This window comes from Streptomyces paludis (genome assembly GCF_003344965.1).
Lineage (GTDB): Bacteria > Actinomycetota > Actinomycetes > Streptomycetales > Streptomycetaceae > Streptomyces > Streptomyces paludis.
Map to the genome: position 1 here is coordinate 2367987 of NZ_CP031194.1, position 18930 is coordinate 2386916.

Annotated in this window: 15 protein-coding genes, 1 tRNA gene and 1 pseudogene; 10 read left to right on the forward strand and 7 right to left on the reverse strand. The window is 73.6% G+C overall.

Annotated elements, in window-relative coordinates:
• Nucleotides 1-148 precede the first annotated feature (148 nt).
• Both DVK44_RS10120 and DVK44_RS10125 read right to left on the reverse strand, forming a co-directional pair.
• Nucleotides 149-1585 (reverse strand): HAMP domain-containing sensor histidine kinase, encoded by a 1437-nt coding sequence (locus DVK44_RS10120; protein ID WP_114659371.1) that lies wholly within the window; start codon nucleotides 1583-1585, stop codon nucleotides 149-151.
• Nucleotides 1582-2274 carry a response regulator transcription factor gene (locus tag DVK44_RS10125; RefSeq protein ID WP_162793762.1) on the reverse strand — a complete coding sequence of 231 codons (693 nt, stop codon included), beginning with the start codon at nucleotides 2272-2274 and terminating at the stop codon, nucleotides 1582-1584. Before DVK44_RS10125 ends, DVK44_RS10120 begins: the two co-directional genes overlap by 4 nt.
• 178 nt (nucleotides 2275-2452) lie before the next feature.
• Between DVK44_RS10125 and DVK44_RS10130 the strand changes: the two genes are divergently transcribed.
• Nucleotides 2453-3073: a hypothetical protein gene (locus DVK44_RS10130; RefSeq protein ID WP_114659373.1), complete on the forward strand. Its 621-nt coding sequence runs from the start codon at nucleotides 2453-2455 to the stop codon at nucleotides 3071-3073.
• A 46-nt stretch (nucleotides 3074-3119) separates the two neighbouring features.
• Here the strand turns inward: DVK44_RS10130 and DVK44_RS10135 are convergent, their stop codons facing one another.
• Nucleotides 3120-3995 (reverse strand): spermidine synthase, encoded by an 876-nt coding sequence (locus DVK44_RS10135; protein WP_114659374.1) that lies wholly within the window; start codon nucleotides 3993-3995, stop codon nucleotides 3120-3122.
• 55 nt (nucleotides 3996-4050) lie between these two features.
• Entirely contained in the window at nucleotides 4051-4440 is a 390-nt protein-coding gene (locus tag DVK44_RS10140; RefSeq protein ID WP_114665032.1) for a hypothetical protein, read from the reverse strand.
• 264 nt (nucleotides 4441-4704) lie between these two features.
• Here DVK44_RS10140 and DVK44_RS10145 point away from each other — a divergent pair, with 264 nt between their 5' ends.
• Nucleotides 4705-6147, forward strand: coding sequence for a tetratricopeptide repeat protein (locus DVK44_RS10145; protein WP_114659375.1), 1443 nt, complete (start codon nucleotides 4705-4707; stop codon nucleotides 6145-6147).
• Nucleotides 6148-6211: 64 nt separating this feature from the next.
• On the opposite strand, the gene DVK44_RS10150 is transcribed toward DVK44_RS10145, so the two are convergent.
• Complete coding sequence (locus DVK44_RS10150; RefSeq protein WP_114659376.1) at nucleotides 6212-6808, reverse strand: histidine phosphatase family protein; 597 nt, start codon at nucleotides 6806-6808, stop codon at nucleotides 6212-6214.
• 232 nt (nucleotides 6809-7040) lie between these two features.
• On the opposite strand from DVK44_RS10150, the gene DVK44_RS10155 reads away from it, so the two are divergent.
• The 7 genes and pseudogenes from DVK44_RS10155 to DVK44_RS10185 all read left to right on the forward strand — a co-directional run bounded on the left by DVK44_RS10155 (nucleotide 7041) and on the right by DVK44_RS10185 (nucleotide 13625).
• The gene (locus DVK44_RS10155; RefSeq protein ID WP_114659377.1) at nucleotides 7041-8102 is read left to right on the forward strand and encodes a phosphatase PAP2 family protein; all 1062 of its coding nucleotides are present in this window, start codon (nucleotides 7041-7043) and stop codon (nucleotides 8100-8102) included.
• Entirely contained in the window at nucleotides 8053-9237 is a 1185-nt protein-coding gene (locus tag DVK44_RS10160; protein ID WP_114659378.1) for a hypothetical protein, read from the forward strand. The genes DVK44_RS10155 and DVK44_RS10160 overlap by 50 nt, the downstream gene beginning before the upstream one ends.
• On the forward strand, nucleotides 9228-10805 hold the full coding sequence (locus DVK44_RS10165; protein WP_114659379.1) for a hypothetical protein: 1578 nt from the start codon (nucleotides 9228-9230) through the stop codon (nucleotides 10803-10805). Before DVK44_RS10160 ends, DVK44_RS10165 begins: the two co-directional genes overlap by 10 nt.
• A gap of 51 nt (nucleotides 10806-10856) precedes the next feature.
• A complete protein-coding gene (locus DVK44_RS10170; protein ID WP_114659380.1) occupies nucleotides 10857-12206 on the forward strand; it encodes an AAA family ATPase in 1350 nt (449 codons plus the stop codon).
• A 107-nt stretch (nucleotides 12207-12313) separates the two neighbouring features.
• Nucleotides 12314-12676, forward strand: coding sequence for a hypothetical protein (locus tag DVK44_RS10175; RefSeq protein WP_114659381.1), 363 nt, complete (start codon nucleotides 12314-12316; stop codon nucleotides 12674-12676).
• Nucleotides 12677-12867: 191 nt separating this feature from the next.
• Nucleotides 12868-13561: pseudogene (locus tag DVK44_RS10180) on the forward strand (bifunctional DNA primase/polymerase).
• Nucleotides 13552-13625 (forward strand) — tRNA-Lys (locus DVK44_RS10185). Before DVK44_RS10180 ends, DVK44_RS10185 begins: the two are co-directional and overlap by 10 nt.
• Before the next feature lie 82 nt (nucleotides 13626-13707).
• Here DVK44_RS10185 and DVK44_RS10190 read toward each other — a convergent pair.
• Nucleotides 13708-14952, reverse strand: coding sequence for a M6 family metalloprotease domain-containing protein (locus tag DVK44_RS10190; protein ID WP_114659383.1), 1245 nt, complete (start codon nucleotides 14950-14952; stop codon nucleotides 13708-13710).
• A gap of 367 nt (nucleotides 14953-15319) precedes the next feature.
• Between DVK44_RS10190 and DVK44_RS10195 the strand changes: the two genes are divergently transcribed.
• Nucleotides 15320-17386 carry a putative bifunctional diguanylate cyclase/phosphodiesterase gene (locus DVK44_RS10195; protein WP_228447069.1) on the forward strand — a complete coding sequence of 689 codons (2067 nt, stop codon included), beginning with the start codon at nucleotides 15320-15322 and terminating at the stop codon, nucleotides 17384-17386.
• Here the strand turns inward: DVK44_RS10195 and DVK44_RS10200 are convergent.
• On the reverse strand, nucleotides 17370-18809 hold the full coding sequence (locus tag DVK44_RS10200) for a WGR domain-containing protein (protein WP_114659384.1): 1440 nt from the start codon (nucleotides 18807-18809) through the stop codon (nucleotides 17370-17372). The genes DVK44_RS10195 and DVK44_RS10200 overlap by 17 nt on opposite strands.
• Nucleotides 18810-18930 lie beyond the last annotated feature (121 nt).

Sequence of the window (18930 nt, forward strand, 5' to 3'; positions counted from 1 at the left end):
CGAGTACGGCGCTCCCTGGAACCTGGAGCCTGGAACCTCTTCAATCCGTCACTCTGCGTAATATGCCCACGCTGTCGGAGCGTTGAACCGCGCCACCGCCCCTTGGCGACTTCACGCCAATACGCGCTCTGATGTTTGGTAAGCGCTCTCACGTCCTGGCCGTCGCCGCCCTGCGCGAGGGCCACCAGCTCCGCCCCGGCCCCCTCCCCCGGCCGCGCAGCCGGTGGCCCGCGCGCCGGGCGTCCGGGCCATGGAGGCCGTGCATGCCGTGCAGGCCGATCCAGATCCGGATCTCGGTGCCGCCGAGGACCGAGCGGCCGATCCGTACATCGCCGCCCGTCGACTCCGCGACCCGGCGCGCGATGTCGAGGCCGAGGCCGGTGGAGCCGTCACGGGCCCCGCTGTTGCCCCGGGCGAGCGCGGCCTCGGGGTCGGCGATGCCCGGGCCCGCGTCGGAGACCAGGACGATCACGGCGTCGTCACCGTTGTGGACATCGACGGCGAACGCCGTGCCCTCCGGGGTGTGGCGGAAGACATTGCCGAGCAACGCGTCCAGCGCGGCGGCGAGTTCGGCGCGTACCACCGGGATACGTACCGGCCGGTCAACGCCCGCGAGGCGTACCGTACGGCCCTCGTCCTCCGCCAGCGCCGACCAGAAGTCCATCCGCTCCCGGACGACCTCGGAGACGTCGCAGCCGCCCGCCGGCCCGGCCGCGACCGTCCTCGGGGTGGCCTCGCGGGCGGTGCGGATGATCGTGTCGACCTCGCGCTCCAGCTGCGCGACCGCCGCCCTGGTCTGGTCGGCGGCCGGCCCCTCACCCAGCGAGGCGGCGTTGAGACGGAGCACGGTGAGCGGGGTGCGGAGCCGGTGCGAAAGGTCGGCGGCGAGTTCGCGTTCATTGGCGAGAAGCCCGACGACCTGGTCGGCCATCGAGTTGAAGGCGAGCGCGGCGGACCGCAGTTCGGCGGGCCCCTCCTCCGGGACCCGTACGCCGAGCTTCCCCTCACCGAGGGCGTGCGCCGCGCCCGCGAGCCGCCGGGCGGGCCGCACCATCCGTACACCGAGCCGGTCGGCGACCGCGACCGACCCGACGATCAGCGCGAGACCGACCCCCGAGAGGACCAGCCACGCGGTGGTGACCCCGTTGGTGACCTCGTCCCGGGGCACATGGATCTCGACGACCGCGATCCGGCCGGAGCCGAGGGCGATCGGCTGGAGCAGTACGGAGCCGCCCGGCGCGGCGGCGGTGGCGGCGCGCGGCTCACGCTGGACGGTGCGCAGGTCCTTGGCGGCGGCCCGGGTCGTGCCGATCTCCAGCGCCGGCGCGGACCCGTCGGGCGCCGCCGGGACATGGACCGCCATCCGCCCGGCCGCCCCGGCCTGGGTGGAGGCCATCGCGCGCTCCAGGGCGCCCCGTTCGGTGGTGATGGAGAGGGTCGGGCCGATCGCGGCGGCCTGCCGCTCGGCATTGGTCAGGGCCCGGTCCCGGGCCATCTCCTTGATCACCAGCCCGAGGGGCACGGCGAAGGCCACCACGACCATCACCGTCGCGGCGAGCGCCACCTTGACCAGGGCCCACCTCATAGGGGCGGCTCCAGCTTCACACCGACACCGCGCAGTGTGTGCAGATAGCGCGGGCGCGCCGCCGTCTCGCCCAGTTTCCGCCGCAGCCAGGACAGATGGACGTCAATGGTCTGGTCGTCGCCGTACGACTGCTGCCACACCTCGGCGAGCAGCTCCTTGCGCGGTACGACAACACCCGGGCGCGCGGCGAGAAAGGTCAGCAGGTCGAACTCCCGCCGGGTCAGATCCAGCCGTCTGCCGTCCAGTTCGGCCTGGCGGCGCAACGGATCGATGGCCAGCCCACCGACCCGGAGCACCCGCGGCGACGCGGCCCCCGGCTCGGCGGTGGCCCGCGCCCGGCGCAGCACGGCGGCCATCCTGGCCGACAGGTGCTCCACGGAGAACGGCTTGGTGAGGTAGTCGTCGGCGCCGTCGTTGAGCAGCCGTACGATCTCCGTCTCGTCGTCGCGCGCGGTGGCGACGATCACAGGAACGTCGGTGATGCCGCGCAGCATCTTCAGCGCCTCCGACCCGTCGAGATCGGGCAGTCCGAGATCGAGAATGACCATGTCGAACCGGAAATGAGCGACTTCACGCAGCGCCTCCAGGGCCGTCCCGACGCTGCGCACGGTGTGGCCCGCCTCGGTCAGATGCCGGATGAGGGCGGAGCGTACGAACTGGTCGTCCTCGACGACGAGCACACTGGGCATGGGCGGCACCGTACGCCATTCGGGTGAGGCGGGGAGGCGTGTCGCGACGGTCGGGCATCGGTGGGGGCATCGGTGGGGCGGTACGCGGAACCGGTTCTGACGCTCCGTTGTCCTGGGAGACGGGTGTTCTGTGGGGCTCCTGGGACAACTGGTGGGTGTGTGGGGCACTATGGCCCCGATGAAGGCCCCGACGCGTACCGGACTCGTCCACACCACGGCATGGCTGCTCGCCACAGGTGCCGCCGTCACGCTGTCGTGGTGGGGGGTCCATACGGTCATGGCGGGTACGGCGTACGACCCTCCGCGTGCGCTCCCGTTGCCCGCCGGCAGTGCGCCGGAGCGGAGTGCCGAGCCGGCCGCCTCGTCCACCCGGCGGGCGGAGAGCCCGGCGGCGAAGCGGACACGGGCGGACGGGCCGGGCACGGAGTCACCGGCCGGTGGCGGCTCCGATTCGGGTTCCGGAAGCGGAAGCGGGAGCAGTGCCTCCGATCCGCCTGGGCCCAGCCCCTCGGCTCCGGCGCCGGAGCCCTCCCGTACCTCCGAACGCACCGGCGGGGGAACGGAGTCGGCGGCCGGTGGCCAGGTGAAGAGCTATACCGTCGACGGCGGCCGGGTCGCGCTCGATCTGGGCGAGTCCTCGGCGGAGCTGGTCTCGGCGACGCCGGAGGCGGGCTGGCGGATGCAGGTGTGGACCGAGCCGTACTGGATCCGGGTGACGTTCACGCTGGACGGCCGGGAGGTCTCCGTCTTCTGTACCTGGTACAACCATCCGCCGTTGGTCGAGTTCGACGACCGTTGACGGCATCAGCAGCATCTTTAAAGAAGCGAACGCCAAAGGGCGATCGTCACGAAGCGAACGTGCCCGCCGGCGGCAGCGGTGACGCCTTGGCCGTCGCGTCCGTGACCGCGGGGGCGCCGCCGGTGAAGTCCGTGAGGTCACGCCCGTGTTCGACCCGTCCGGGGTGCGGGTCGCCCGCGATCCGGCGGGTCAGTTCGGCGAGGGGCAGCTCCCGGTCCGACGCCATCAGGACGGCGTTGCCGAAGCGCTTTCCGCGCAGCACGGCCGGATCGGCGGCGAGCGCGAGCTGTCCGAACACCCCGGCGGCGGTGGAGATCTGGCCGCGCAGATGGGCGAGGGGCGGTCCGTCGGCGAGGTTGGCCGCGTACCAGCCGTCCGGCCGCAGCGCCCGCCGTACCTCCCGCAGGAACTCCGTACTGGTCAGATGCGCGGGCGTACGGGCGCCGCCGAACACATCGGCGATCACCAGATCCGCCCATCCGTCCGGCACCTTGCCGAGCCCCGCGCGGGCGTCGGTGGCGCGGACGCGGATCCGGGCGCCCGGGTCGAGCGGCAGCCGCTCGCGTACGAAACGGATGAGCGCCGCGTCCAGTTCCACGATCTGCTGGGTGGACCGGGGGCGGGTCGCGGCGACATAGCGGGCGAGCGTGAAGGCGCCGCCACCGAGGTGGACGACGTGCAACGGGCGGCCGGGGGGCGCGACGAGGTCGGCCACATGCCCGAGCCGGCGCTGGTACGCGAACGAGAGATACGCCGGGTCCGCCAGGTCGACATGCGACTGCGGGGCACCGTCGATCAGCAGCGTCCAGGCGCGACGGCGCTCCCGGTCGGGTATCAGCTCGGCAGTACCGCCGTCGACGGCCTCGGCGGTCCCGACGGGCTCGACGTCGCCGTCGCGCGCACTGCGTTTGTTCTTTGCCACCCGCCCATTATCGGCCGGGCCGGTGCCGGGAGGGGAATCAGTGCCGGGAGGAGCGTCAGGAGCAGCGGTCGGCGGCCTCGATCAGCCGCGCCGCCTCGCCCAGCGCCTCCCGCAGCACCGCCGGGTCCGTGACCGGTCCCGTCGTGTCGGGCGGCAGGAGCCAGTCCGAGCCGGTGACCGGCGGTTCGGCCGGGATACGCAGGCCGCGGCCGTCCGTCCGCGTACAGGCGCTGCCCGGCACGTCCCAGGCCGCCGCCGTGCCGGGCGGCACCAGAAAGCCGAGGGTGTCGCACGGGCCGTCGTGCAGCACGGGCCCCACGGCCGGGGCTGCGCCGCGGCGCAGGATGTCGACCGCCTCCAGCCCCTGCCGGGCGGGCACCGTCACCAGATCGCACGGTTCCTCCGCGGGCCCGACCGCGTCCCCGGAATGCGCGCTGAACTCCATACCGACCTCCAACGTGGGCGTCTTCCATGAGGTTCAACGCGACATCGCGTCAACAGCTACGGCGGCACGCCGCCGCAAAGGATGGCATTTCATGGCGGATCGTGGGCGAGAAATCCGATTTGTAGCAGAACTCGGTGTGAAGACCCCATCACAGACGGTACGTTCTTGATCCGCCGGAACAACCGGAGTCGGGCGCCGCGAGGCCGTGTCATCCATGGCACCGCGCCCGCGGCACCGACGGCTGTACCAGGAGAGGGCTCGGCCATGGCGTCGTCTCGGGCAGTTCCCAACCTCGCCTTCCGCCGGTTGCGCGCCACGCACTCGCCGGGGGAGTTCGCCGCCGCCGTACGCCGGGCGGCACGCGAGATCGGTGAGCAAGTCGCCTGTGACGCACGTTATATCGGACGGGTCGAGGCAGGCGAGATCCGCTGTCCCAACTACGCGTACGAACGGGTCTTCCTGCACATGTTCCCCGGACTGACGCTCCAGGACCTGGGCTTCCGCGCCCGCGCGGAGGTACGGGGCAGAGCGGCGCGGCCCGCGCCGTTCCCCGTGACCGATCCACCGACCGATGCACTCACCGATCCGCCGGCCCGGCCCCCGGGTGGAACCGGCGCCCTCGGCGCAACCAGCGAAACCAGCGAAACCCAAGAGGAGAGCGACGTGCTGCGTCGCGCATTCATGACCAGCGGCTCCGTCACCGTGATGGCGGCGTCCCTCGGCCTCGGCGGTGTGCCCGCCGCCGCGGCCCCGCCCCCGCCCCCCGTCCTCTCCGTACCCGTGATCCCCTCCCCGCGGCGGGTCGGCGAGGCCGAGGTGAACGCCGTCGAGGACGCCGTACGGCGCATCCGGCTGCTCGACGACCGGCACGGCGCCGACGGCCTGTTCCGGCGCGCGGCCCAGCCGCTGCGCGCCGCGTACGCCCTGCTCGACGCGGGGGCCACGACCCGGCAGTCCACGGCGGACCGGCTGCACGCCGGCGCGGGCGAGCTGTCGATCTCGGTGGGCTGGCTGGCGCACGACTCGGGCCGTCTCGACGACGCGCGCTCGTACTACGCGGAGGCGCTGGCGACCGCGCGGATCGCGGGCGACCAGGCGCTGGAGGCGCACGCCTTCTCCAACACCTCGTTCCTGGCCCGGGATTCGGGCCGCTGCCGGGAGGCCGTACGGGCCGCTCAGGCGGGCCGGCGCGCGGCGGGGCCGCTGGGCTCGGCCCGGCTGCTGTCGCTGCTCGCGCTCCGGGAGGCGGCGGGATGGGCCGGCCTCGGCGACCGCGCGGGGTGCGAGCAGTCCCTCGCCCAGGCCCACCAGCTCTTCGCCAAGGGCCCCCACGACGCCGACCCCGAGTGGATGTCCTTCTTCGGGGAGCCCGAACTGGAGGCGCAGGAGGCGCTGTGCCACGAGGCGCTCGGCGACTGGGCGCGCGCGGCCCGGCACGCGCACCGCGCGACGGTCCTCCAGGAGCCGCACTTCGCCCGCAACCTCGCCCTGTACCGCGCGGAGCTGGCCACCTACCTGGCGCGCGCGGGGTCGCCGGACGAGGCCGCGGCGGCCGGCCACCAGGTGCTGGATCTGCTCGACGAGGTCCAGTCGTCCCGTATCCAGACGAAGCTCGCGTCCACCGCCCGCGCGCTGCTGCCCCAGCGGCGGATGCCGGAGGTCGGCGCCTTCCTGGAGCGGCACGCGTCGACGAACGTACGGGCGTGACGGCGGCGTTTTCGTCAGCCTAAGGGCGTAAGGCCGTGCGCCTTACGCCTTACGGCCTTACGCCTTACGGCGTGAGGTGCCCGGTGTCGTTCCACACGTGGATCGCGGTGTTGCCGTACGCCCAGCCGAGCACCGACAGCGAGGTCGGGTCGAGCCGGACGCGGGCCGCGAAGGAGATGTCCTCGCCCAGCCAGCGGGCGGCGATCACGCGCAGGATGTGGCCGTGCGCGAAGACCAGCACATCGCGGTCGGCCGAGCGCGCCCAGTCGACGACCTCGTCGGCCCGCCCGGAGACCTGCGCCAGCGTCTCGCCGTCCGGGACGCCGTCGCGCCAGATGAGCCAGTCCGGCCGGTCCGCCTTGATGTCGTCCGGCGTCATGCCCTCGTACGCGCCGTAGTCGAACTCCATCAGCGCGTCCCACGGCTCGGCCCGCTCCCCGAAGCCCGCGAGCGCGCAGGTCTCGGCGGCGCGGGCCAGGGGGCTGGTGCGTACTTCCATGTCCTTGAGGCCCGCCCAGGGCTCGCGGTGCAGCCGCTCACCGAGCAGTTTCGCGCCGCGACGCCCCTCCTCAAGGAGGGGGATGTCCGTCCTGCCGGTGTGCTTTCCGGACAGTGACCAGGCCGTCTGGCCGTGCCGGGCGAGCAGGATGCGCGGTGCCATGGTGGTACTCCCTGAGTTCAATACGGGTGCACCTACGGGTGCCGTTCCATCATCACGCACCTGAATAAGAGGCAACCTTCAGGGGGATACGGACGTCCCTCATGGCAGCCGGAAAGTGTCCCAGCCGTACAGCCGATCGAGACACCACCCGGCCGGGGGGGCGTGAGCGCCTACACCGTACGGTTGAACGTCGGCCGACCGCTGCACGAAAACATGATGGAGACCGTCCCGAATGCCGTACAGCGCCAGCGCGACCAGCGGACCGCTGCCCAGCCCGGGTCCCAGGACCCTGCCCCGCTGGTGGACCGAACTGCTCCTGATAGTCGTGGTGTACGGCGCGTACTCGGGCGGCCGGCTGCTGGCCCGTGGCGATGTGTCGACGGCGGTCGATCACGGGCTGGCGATCCTGCGCATAGAGAAGATGTTCCTCCTCAACGCCGAGCACCCGCTCAACCGGCTCTTCACCAGCACCCCGGCGATCGGGATACCCGCCGACTTCATCTATGCCTCGCTGCACTATCTCGTCACTCCGGCCGTGCTGATCTGGATCTTCCGCCGCCGGCCCGCCGCCTACCGGGCGGCCCGTACCTGGCTGATGCTCTCCACGCTCCTCGGCCTCGTCGGCTTCACCCTCCTGCCCACCTGCCCGCCCCGGCTGCTCGACGCCGGGCACGGGTTCGTCGACACGATGGCGCAGTACAGCTCGTACGGCTGGTGGGGCGCCGAGGCGAGCGCGCCGCGCGGGCTCGGCGGTATGACCAACCAGTACGCGGCGATGCCGAGCCTGCACGTCGGCTGGGCCCTGTGGTGCGGGCTGCTGCTGTGGAGGCACGCCCGTACGCCGCTGGTCCGGTGGCTGGGCCTGGCGTATCCGCTGCTGATCACGGTGGTGGTGATGGGGACCGCCAACCACTACTTCCTGGACGCGGTCGCGGGCTGCGCGGTGATGGGCCTGGGCGCGCTGCTGACCGCGCCGGGGATGCGCGCGGCGGCCCGCGCGCGGGCCTGGGCGGGGACCAGGACCGGAGCCACTTCCGGTGCCCGGGTGACGACGGAGAACACCGCCGCGCAGGGCGTGCCGTCCGCGTCGCCGGCACGGTCGTCCACAGCCTCCGCCCCGCGTTCCGCCCCGATTGTCAGTGCCGGATGCGAGACTTCCGCGGGTGAGCGATTCCCTGAGCAGCGGACCCGCGCCAACAGCGCCGACGACGGCGTCAGTGGCGTCGTCAGCGGTGGCAGCGGCGATGGCAGCAGCGCCTCCGCGGCGGACGACACTCCGGCGGCGACTCGCTGAGCTGCGCGGTCCCGCCGTCGCGCCGCATCCGCTGGACGCCCGCGCGCTGGCCGCCCTCGCCGCCAACCCCGGCTGCCGGCGGCGCGCCCTGCTGGACGGCGCCGGGGTCGACAAGTCGGCGCTCGCGGCGGCGCTCGGCTCGCCCGCGCCGTTCGGCCAGTCCCAGTTCGCCTTCATGCGCGGGAACGCGTTCGAGGCGAAGGTCAAGGCCGACGGCGGTACGGAGCTGATGCGCCTCCTCGCCGAGCGCCTCGGCGACGGGGTCCCGGCGCCCGAGCCCGGCGAGGTGCTCGTCCCCGACCTCTCGGCGGCCGGTCCCGAGGGGCGTACGGCCCGTACGGCGCTGGCCCTGCGGGAGGCCACCGAGGCGGGCGCCTGGGCGCTGCTGGACCATCCGCTGCTCGCCCTGGAGGTCGCCGGCTCGCCCGCGTATCTGGAGCCGGACGCGGTCGTGGTGCGCCCCGACGGCCGGTGGACGGTCGTGGAGATCAAGTCCTTCCCGATGATCGACGGTTCCGCCGACGCGGCGAAGGTCGGCGCGGCGGCGCGGCAGGCCGCGGTGTACGTCCTGGCCCTGGACCGGGTCGCCGCCCGCACCCGGGGCGCCGAGGTCGGTGACCGCGTCCTGCTGGTCTGCCCGATGGACTTCTCGAACCTGCCGACCGCGTCCGTCGTGGACGTACGGAAGCAGTTGTCGGTGACGCGCCGTCAACTGGCCCGGCTGACCCGGATCGAGGACATCGCCGCCGCGCTGCCCGAGGGCACCACGTTCGATGTGGGCGCCCGCACCGGCGAGGAGCTGACCACCGCCGTCGAATCCGTCGCCGCGGCCTACGCGCCCGAGTGCCTGGCCGCCTGCGAACTGGCCTTCCACTGCCGCTCCCGGGCCCGCGAGGCGGGCGCGGTGGAGGCGCTGGGCCGGAGCGTACGGGGCGAGCTGGGCGGTCTGACGACCGTCGCCGAGGTCCTCGCGGCGGCGCACGGCGAGGCGGGCGACCCGGCCGACCCGACGGTCGCGGCGCTGCGCAGGGCGGCGGCGCTGCGGGCGGAGGCCCTGGGCTCTGCCCGGACGAAGGCCCTGGGCTCCGCCCAAGCCGATGTGACGGGCACGACGGGGGTGGCGGCATGTCGCTGATCGGCACCCTGGCCCGGCTGGAGGCGGTGCACAGCGGGCGGGCCCAGCCGCTGGCCACCGTCCGGCACCGCCGTATCTCCGACCGGCCGCTCGTGCTCGTCCCGCTCAGCACCTCGGGCGAGGCCGGCGCCCCGCTCGGCGCGCTCGTCGGTACGGACCGGGACGCGCCCCGGCTGCTCGCGGTCGCGCAGCCGCGCGACCGCGATCTGCGGTTCGCGTTCCTCGGTGAGCTGGCCGAGGCCGTCCTGCCGCATCTGGACGCCCACGCCGATGTCGTCGAGCCCGCCGAGCGGAACGAGACCGACCCGGAGACCGGCAAGCGGGTCAAGGTCGAGGTCGAGCTGTGCGTGGACGCGCCGCAGCTGATCGTGCCGAGCCGGCCCGGTATCGACTTCGTCCGGCTGCTGGGCCGGTCCATGCGGTTCCGCCGCACCGCCGAGGACGACCCGGACGCGCCGTACCCCGCGCCCCCGCGCGTGCCGCTGCTCGGCCGCTGGCTCACGCACTACGGCGAGCGCGCCCGGGTGCCCGGGTCGTCCCTGCTGCTCGCGACGACCGATCTGCTCAACCGGCACTGGGCGACCGGCCAGTCCAGCCTGGAGGACCAGCACCTCGGCGCGCTGCTCGCCTGGCTCGACGCCCCGGCGGGAGCCTCCGGCGCGGAGGCCGCGCTCCACGCGGAGCTGGACCGGGACCGGGAGGGCCAGTTGCGGTGCCCGCCCGCGGGCCCGGCGACGGACCCCGCCTTCGACAACCGGCTGCTGGCCCCGGCCATCGAAGCGTACGACCGCGCCCGCCAGGCGCTCGCGGCGGCCGAGGACGGACCGGGCGCGGAGGAGCAGCTCGCCCGGCTGACCGCGGCGGAGCGGCGGATCCGCGAGCTGCTGGCCGCCGTCATGCGGCCGACCTGGGACGCGGTCTGGCACAGCCTCGACCTGCTGCGGGAGCTGCCGGAGGGGCCGCGCGTCGGCGACCGCTGGACCCGCGACCGCTGGTCCTTCACCGGCCACCGCGACCGGGTCCGCGCGGGCGAGCCGCCGCAGCCGCGCCACGACGACGCGGTCACGGCCGCGCAGAAGCTGGCGTCCCGCGAGACGGCGCAGGCGCAGCTGGACGCCCAGGAGGCGCTGGACGATCCGCTGGTGCTGGCGGGCCGCCGGCTCTCCGGCGAGGCGTTCCTCTGCGAGGTGACGGAGGCCGTCATGGCCTACACCGAGACCAAACGCCCGAGCCCCCGGCCTCTCCTGACCGTCCGCACCGACGACGACCCGAGGCTGACCGCCGGCACAAAGGTCTACCGCTCCCTGGACGGCAAGCCCCAGTCCGCGGAGTTCGTCCACGCAGTGCCCGCCGACGGCGTGCTCGTCCTGCGGCTGCTGGACCGCATGGGCCGCGGCCGGGAACCGGCCCCGGGCTCCGTGCCGGCCAAGGGCGACCGCATCGCCTGGACCCTCTTCGAGCACGACCAGCGCGGGGGCCCGAAGCTCCCGGCTCCGGAGGAGACCCCCTGGACCCATGGCGGCCCGCCGGCACCGCCGGGAGACGCGCTTCCCGGCGTGGGGCCGTAAAAAACACCAAGCCCTTCCCCGAACCCGAACCGACCACGCCCCGGAGCCCAGATGCCCCCGACCGCCCCTGCCGGCCCCGCCGATCCCGCCGTCGCCGCCGGTCTCGCGACCGAGGCGATCCTCCGCGACACGCTCCACAGCCCCCACCGCGGCATCGTCGTCGACTCGCCGCCCGGGGCCGGGAAGTCGACGCTCGTCGTGCGGGCCGCGCTGGAGCTGGCGGCGGCCGGGCGCCCGCTGATGGTCGTCGCGCAGACGAACGCGCAGGTGGACGATCTCGTCGTGCGGCTCGCGGAGAAGAACGCCGAACTGCCGGTCGGCCGACTGCACAGCAATGACGCCGATCCGTACGACAAGGCGCTGGACGCGCTGCCCTCCGTACGGAAGTCGGCGAAGGCCGCGGACCTCGCGGGGCTGGACGTCGTCGTGTCGACGGCCGCGAAGTGGGCGCATGTGCGGGTAACCGAGCCCTGGCGGCACGCGATCGTGGACGAGGCGTACCAGATGCGGTCGGACGCGCTGCTCGCCGTCGCGGGGCTCTTCGAGCGCGCGCTGTTCGTGGGGGACCCGGGCCAGCTGGACCCGTTCAGCGTGGTGGGCGCGGACCAGTGGGCGGGGCTGTCCTACGACCCGTCGGCGAGCGCCGTGTCGACGCTCCTGGCGCACAACCCGGAGCTGCCGCAGCACCGGCTGCCCGTCTCGTGGCGGCTGCCCGCGTCGGCCGCGCCGCTGGTGTCGGGCGCGTTCTATCCGTACACCCCGTTCCGCAGCGGTACGGGCCCGGGCGACCGGCGGCTCGCGTTCGGGGTGGCGTCGGACGGTTCGGGCCCGGACCGGGTGCTGGACGAGGCGGCCGAGTCGGGCTGGGGCCTGCTGGAACTGCCGGCCCGGCACACACCCCGTACGGACCCGGAGGCGGTACGGGCGGTGGCCCAGGTCGTGCGCAGACTGCTGGACCGGGGCGCGGCGGCGACGAGCGAGCGGTCGCCGGATCCGGTGCCGGTGACGGCGGACCGGATCGCGGTCGGCACGGCCCACCGCGACCAGGCGGCGGCGGTCCGCGCGGCGCTGGCCGGGCTGGGGGTGAGCGGGGTGGCGGTGGACACGGCGAACCGGCTCCAGGGCCGCGAGTTCGATGTGACGGTCGTGCTGCACCCCCTCTCGGGCCGCCCGGACGCGACGGCATTCCATCTGGAGACGGGCCGGCTCTGCGTCCTCGCCTCCCGGCACCGCCACGCCTGCGTCGTGGTCTGCCGCGCGGGCGTCGCGGAGCTGCTCGACGAACACCCGTCGACGGAGCCGGTCCAGCTGGGCGTGACGGTGAAGTTCCCGGACGGCTGGGAGGCCAACCACGCGGTCCTGGCGGAACTCGCCGAACACCGCGTGAGCTGGCGTCCGTAAGCGGAACCGAGGCCCGGACCCGGCCGGATCCGGAGGCCCCCTTGCGCCGGGTTGGACAATGGACGGTGGCCCATGGGGCCGGTACCCGTACGAGCAGGAGGAACCACATGGCGGATGCCGAGCGGAGTGAGCGGCGGACGCGTCCCGCGCCGCTGCTCTTCGAGCCGTCGGAGGCGGCCGCCGATCCGGAGCACTTCTTCGATCTGGAATCCATCGAGGATCCGGCCGAGCTGCTGTCCCGCGCGACCGAGCTGACGCTCGCGTTCCGGGCGGCGACGGACCGGGCGGTGGAGTTCCAGGCCGTGGCCGCGGCCCAGCTCGCGGATCCGCGGCGGTTCGACCGGCTGACGACCGCGGACATCGCGCTGCGCGCGGAGTGGACCGAGGACTACGCGAAGAAGATGGTCGAGTTCGGCCGGGAGCTGCTCAGCGGCGAGGGCGGGGCGGGCGGGGCCGCGAACGGGCGTTGAGCGGGGGCCGCACCCGGGAGGGGCGGCGGACCGGTGGGCGCGAGGGCGGCGGCCGGTAGGCGCGGCAAACCGGTGCGCGCGCCAGCCGCCTGGCATATGCCGGGGCGCAGGTTACGCGCATGCGTACCGTCCCGTCCCGGTTTTCGGAAACTCTCGGGAGCAGGATCGTCACTCCCGGTAGACATGAACGTATGAGCGCATGGCTGCGAGACGAATCCCCCCACCGTCGCCCCGACATCCTCGGCCTTCTCCGTGACGAGAGCCGCCACCAGACCGCCTACGTCACCCCCGCCGGAGCCGAGTGGCTGGCGTCCGCCGGACCGTACCCCCGCGCGACCCGTTCCCTCTGGGCCGCCCGGCCCGCCGCGCCGAGTGTGCTGCCGTGCGGCTCCGCCTTCGACGTGGTGAGCGCCCCGGTCGTGTTCGGCCGCCGGATGCTGGACCGGCTGTGGTGCGACGGGCCCGGCTCGGGGCCGGTCGCCGAGCACCGGAGCCGTACGCTCCTGTTCGCCGCGCCGGGCACCGCGCAGCGGCTGCCGTCGCTGCTGTCCTGGGAGGAGTGGGGCAGCGGCCGGGGCAGCGCGCCGCCGCCGCTGCTCTGCCACGGCGCCGGTGACGCCGTGACCGTACCGCCGCTGACGCCGGGCCCGGCGGCGGGTCCGCGCTGGCTGGTCGCCCCCGACACCCGGCATCCATGGCTGCCCGGCCCCGAGGTGCTGCTCTGGGCGTGCGTACGGGCCGCGCGGGCCGCCGCGCGTACCGCCCTGACCACCTGAAACGCCCCCGGAACGGCCCGGGACCGACACCCGGACGGCCCTGGCGATATCGATTTTTCCTCGCGGCGATCCGGATGCTAAGGTCTACGACGTCAGCAGGCGCCGCTAGCTCAGTTGGTTAGAGCAGCTGACTCTTAATCAGCGGGTCCGGGGTTCGAGTCCCTGGCGGCGCACCGACAACGAGAAGCCCCTCACCTTGGTGAGGGGCTTCTCGCGTATGCCGTATGTCACGGGGTCGGCTCGCGGCGCCGGCTGTCATGGGTTCGGGGTGATCTTCACCGTCCACGCGCCCGTCGCCGTACGGTCCTCCACCTGCACCCGTGTTCCCTCACCCGGCACCGTGAAGGTCTCGCCGACGCCCAGCGGCGCGTCCGCCAGCTGCGGGTAGACCGACCGGTCGGGGCACGCCTCGCTGCGCGGATGGGTGTCGACGACCTCCACCGGGCCGCCGCCCGAGGCGGTGGAGCCCCGTACGCGGTAGATCAGCACCCCCTCGGTGCAGGTGTGGACATCGTTGCCGGTGGCGGCGCGCGCCTCGATGGCCAGCGCCGTGTCCTTGCCGGTACGGACGACCGCGAGCCGGGTCCCGGCGGCGCCGGCGACGGAGGCCGGGGCGGAGATCGGCTCCAGGGTGAGCAGGCTGGTGCCGGCCGGCGATACACAGCTGACCTGGCGCCGGTCCAGCCAGCCCAGCTTCCACTTGTGCCAGCCGAAGAGGTCGGGGGCCAGCCCGAACTGGCTGCCCATCACGTCCCAGTCGCCCACGTAGGTGTCCCAGTCGCCCTTGCCGTCCATGGGCCGGTGGTAGAGATCCGCCAGGTCGAAGATGTGCCCGGTCTCGTGGGCCAGCACATTGCGGTCGGGGGGATGCCGTTCGAAGACGGTGACGACGCGCTTGATGTCCGTCCCGCCCGCCCGCATCGGCCGTTCGAAGTTGACCACCTTCGTGGCGTCCGAGTCGACGCCCGGCGCGTCCGGGTCGGCGACGAAGTAGACGATGTCGTACCGCGAGAAGTCGACCGTCCGTTCGGCGACGGCCAGCGCGTCGCGCAGATAGGCGGTGCGCCGGGCCGGCGCCCAGTCGCGCCGTATGCCGTACGCGGTGGACGGGCGCGGCATCCGGAGCCAGCGGAGCCGCGGGTGCGCGCGCAGCCGGAACTTGCCGTACGAGGCGCGCTCGTAGAACGTGCCGGTGGCGGGGAAGTGGTCGGCGGCCAGCGCGCCCGGAGCGGTCAGCGGCTCCGCGTCGGGGAAGGACAGGAAGATCATGACCGCGTCGAGGGCCCGGTCGGGGCGCGGGTAGGAGGAGTTCCAGGTGTCGAGCCCGAGGGAGTGGTGCGCGGCGGTCCGGGGCAGGGCGCACGGCCCGCGCGCGGTCCCGGCCGCGGCGGAGCCGGCCACCAGGGAGGTGGCGGCGAGCGCCATGAGCGAGGTGAGGGCCGCCGCGGTCCTGCGCAGTCGGGGCCGCTCCCCCGCCCCGGGTGGCTGCGGACGCTCCACATCGACCTCCGGCTGCGGGATTGAGGGACACCACTCCCACCTTGTGGGATTTTGTGGTGATACGCCCTGTTCCGCTGCCCCACCCGGGTGAGGAGCCGTCAGCCGGTGCCGCCGCGCGGGGCCGTCAGCCCGGCGACACCCCGGGACTCACGGAAAGTCACCTCGGATCCGGACCGGGCCATTCGGCGTCCGCCGAGGCCAGACGCACAGAAACGATCGTTCAATCACTCGTCCGTGGATTTCCGCGGCCCGCTTCTCGACCCAGGAGCTGGAACGGCCACCCGGCCTACCTCTATGATCGGCACACTTTCTCTGGCTGACCGTCCCGAACCCCCTGTACGCCACCACTGCACCGCGGGAGCGAGCCGTGAGCGGAACCTCCGAAGGGCCGCGACCCGCGGCAGTCGCGGCGGCCGGCACCGTACGACAATCCGTGACGGAGAGTCACGTTCTCGGTAGAGAACTCACAGCCGAGGCGGAGCCGGAGGCCGAACCCGAGACCGGGACCGCCGCACCCGTCGTGTCCGGCACGTCCGCCGGGACCACCGCGTCCGCGCCCGGCCCGGCCGCCGCGGCGCGCGACTACCGCGCCGCGTTCCAGATCGCCCAGCTCGCGATGGCCGTCGTGGACCACGAGGGCGCGGTCGTCCGCGCCAATGACGCGCTGGGCGCGCTCCTCGGCACGGAACCCGCCGCGCTGCGCCGACGGCCCGCGGCCGACCTCGTCGACCTCGCCTCCGACAGCCGCACCTGGCACTCCTACCGCCAGGTGCTGGACAACCGGCGCGCCCGGTTCCGCTGCACCCGCCGGCTCAAGCACGCCGACGGGCGGACGGTCTGGGCCGAGGTGACCGTCGCCCCCGTACCCGGGAGCGGCGACATCCTGCTGTCGGTCACGGACATCAGCGACCGGCGCGAACTCCAGGCGCGGCTGCGCCATCTCCAGATGCACGACTCGGTGACCCTGCTGCCGAACCGGGCCCTGTTCTTCGAACGGCTCGCCTCCGCGCTGGAGTCGGCGTCGGGCGGCATGGGGGCCTTCGACCCGGCGACCCGGCCGTACGGCGACGCCGGGGCCGGTGGCGGCGCGGGCGGCGCGGCCGATAGCAGAGCGGACGGCGTCGTGGACGGCGGCGCGCGCCGCAGGGGGGATGGCAGAACAGGGCGGATCGGTCTCTGCTATCTGGATCTCGACGGTTTCAAGGCCGTCAACGACACCCTCGGGCACCGCACCGGCGACCGGCTGCTCGCCGCCGTCGCCAGCCGGCTGACCGAGTGCGCCGAGCACGACGAGCACGACGACCGCACCGGCGGCGGGGGCCATCTGGTGGCCCGGCTCGGCGGGGACGAGTTCGCGGTCCTCGTCGAGGACTCCACCGGTACGGAGCAGCTCGCCGGCCTCGCCCGCCGGATCCTCGCCGCGCTCCAGCGCCCGTTCGACCTGGCCGGGCAGCGGCTGTCGATGTCCGCGTCGATCGGGGTCGTGGAGCGCGCGGCCGAAGGCACCACGCCGACCGGTCTGATGCAGGCCGCCGACACCACGCTGTACTGGGCGAAGGCGGACGGCAAGGCGCGCTGGACGCTCTTCGACCCGGAGCGCAACGCCCACCGGATGACCCGGCAGGCGCTCAGCTCGACGCTGCGGCCGGCCGTCGAGCGCGAGGAGTTCGTCCTCCAGTACCAGCCGCTGGTGGGGATGGCCGACGGAGTGGTGCGCGGGGTGGAGGCGCTGGTGCGCTGGAACCACCCGCAGTTCGGGACTCTCGCGCCGAATCGGTTCGTCGGGATCGCCGAGGAGGACGGCTCGATCGTGCAGCTCGGGCGGTGGGTGCTGCGGACCGCGTGCCGCCAGGCGCGCCGCTGGCAGCTGGACCACCCGGGCGTGGCGCCGCTCTTCGTCAGCGTCAATGTGGCCGTCCGGCAGGTCTGGGACTCGGATCTGGTCGCGGATGTCGCCGGGATCCTCGCCGAGACGGGGCTCGCGCCCGACCTGCTGCAACTGGAGCTGACCGAGTCCGCGGTGATGGGCTCCGCGGGCCGCCCGCTCCAGGCGCTCCAGGCGCTGAGCAACATGGGGGTGCGGATCGCCATCGACGATTTCGGCACCGGCTACTCGAATCTCGCGTATCTGAGCAGGCTGCCCGTGTCGGTCCTCAAGCTGGACGGCTCGTTCGTCCGGGGCTTCCGCTACGACGAGGGGGTGCACCCGAGCCCGGCCGACGAGACGATCGTCGAGGCGCTCGTCCAGCTCGCGCACCGGCTGGGGCTGACGGTCACCGCCGAGTGCGTGGAGACCTCGGGCCAGGCCGCGCGTCTCCAGCGGATCGGCTGCGACACGGGCCAGGGCTGGCTGTTCTCCCGTCCGGTCGCGCCGGAGCGCATCGCGGAGATGATCGTGGCCCTGGACACCAGTCGCGTCACACCAGGCGCCTGATCTCGCCGCGCACCCGGTAGAAGCCCGCCCTGGCCGGGTGCAGGGAGTCGACCACATAGCGGGTGCCGGCCTCGCGTATGCCGCGCGGGAACTGCACGTTCCACGAAGGCTCGTAGCCGTCCGAGACGACCTGGACGCGGAGCCGGCCGCCCGCGTCGACGCACTCCACGACCACTCCGCCGGCCGGGGCGGCGCTCACCGTCGCGACCGTACGCACCGAGGTGGCCGGGGTGTAGGTGGGCAGCGCGGCGGCCGACTTGACGTCCATGGCGACGGGGACGGTGCCCTCCTGGGCGGCGGCGATCGCGGCGGGGCTCGCGTCGACGCAGACCAGGGTGCCGTCGGTGGTGACCATGTACAGCTTGTCGTCCAGGAACTGCATGGAGAGCGCCGAGCCGCCGCCCGTGCCCAGCTTCCACAGCCGTGTCCCGTCGGCGTCGAAGCAGTAGACCGAGGAGGAGCGGTCGCCGGCGAAGACATGGCGCCCGTCCGGCGCGGTCGCGCACGAGTAGACCGTCCCGTCACAGCGGTAGGTCGCCTCGATCGCGCCGGTGGTCTTGGCGAGCCGCTGCACGACATGGCTGGACGTGCCCGCGTACACCGCGTCGTCCTCCTGCCAGCCGAAGAGCACCCCGCCCTTCGTCCGGGTGTGCCACAGCTCCCCGGCGCCGCCCGGCTCGTACGCCGTGACGCCGTCGCCGTGCCCGTGGTAGACGGCGCGGTCGTCGGCGCGCACCATCCAGCCGTACGAGCCGGTGGACTTACGGGCCCACTGGTGCTCGTCCTCGTGGTTGATGACCGTCAGGCCGCCGTTGTGGTCCGAGACGTTCAGCACGCCCTCGTGGATGTCCAGCCAGAAGATGTCGACGTCCGGCGCGATGTCGTACGCGGCGAAGGGCAGCTTGGACGAGAGGTCGTAGACCTTGCCGTCGTCGCAGCCGGCGTAGATCCAGAAGTCGTCCGCCACCAGGCACTTGACGCCGTCGGGGAGCGCGTAGCGGGAGAGGACCTCGCCGCTGTGGCTGAGCGTGTAGACGTCCCCCGCCTGATTGCCCACCCAGCAGTGGTCCTCGTCGATGTGGATGCCGAACGCCGCCGAGCCCGTACGGAACCGCCACAGCACCGGGGCGACGGAGCGGGACGTGGTGGGCGCCGAGGAGACCTCACGGCGGGTGACCGGGCGGGCCGCGCGCTGCCCCTCGACGGCCGGGGCGTACCCCTTGCGGATCTTCTCGCCGATCTTCTTGGCCGCCGCCGCCTCCGCCTTGGCCCGCGTGGGGAAGGACGAGGTCTGGGCCTGGCCGCCGGCGCCGATCCGTCCGTACCGCACGGAGACGACGGTGTCCTCGACGATCACCTCGTAGAACTTGTGTGCCCCGGCGCCGTCCTGCGACAGCTCCAGATACGTCCTCGTACGCGACATGGCAGACCTCTCCCCCACGTGGAGGTGCGGCGGCCGGTCCGCCGCACCCACTACGAGAACGCTACGAGGGGGCACTGACAATCGGCCCTGACCTGCGACAACGCCCGCCGCACAGCGGACC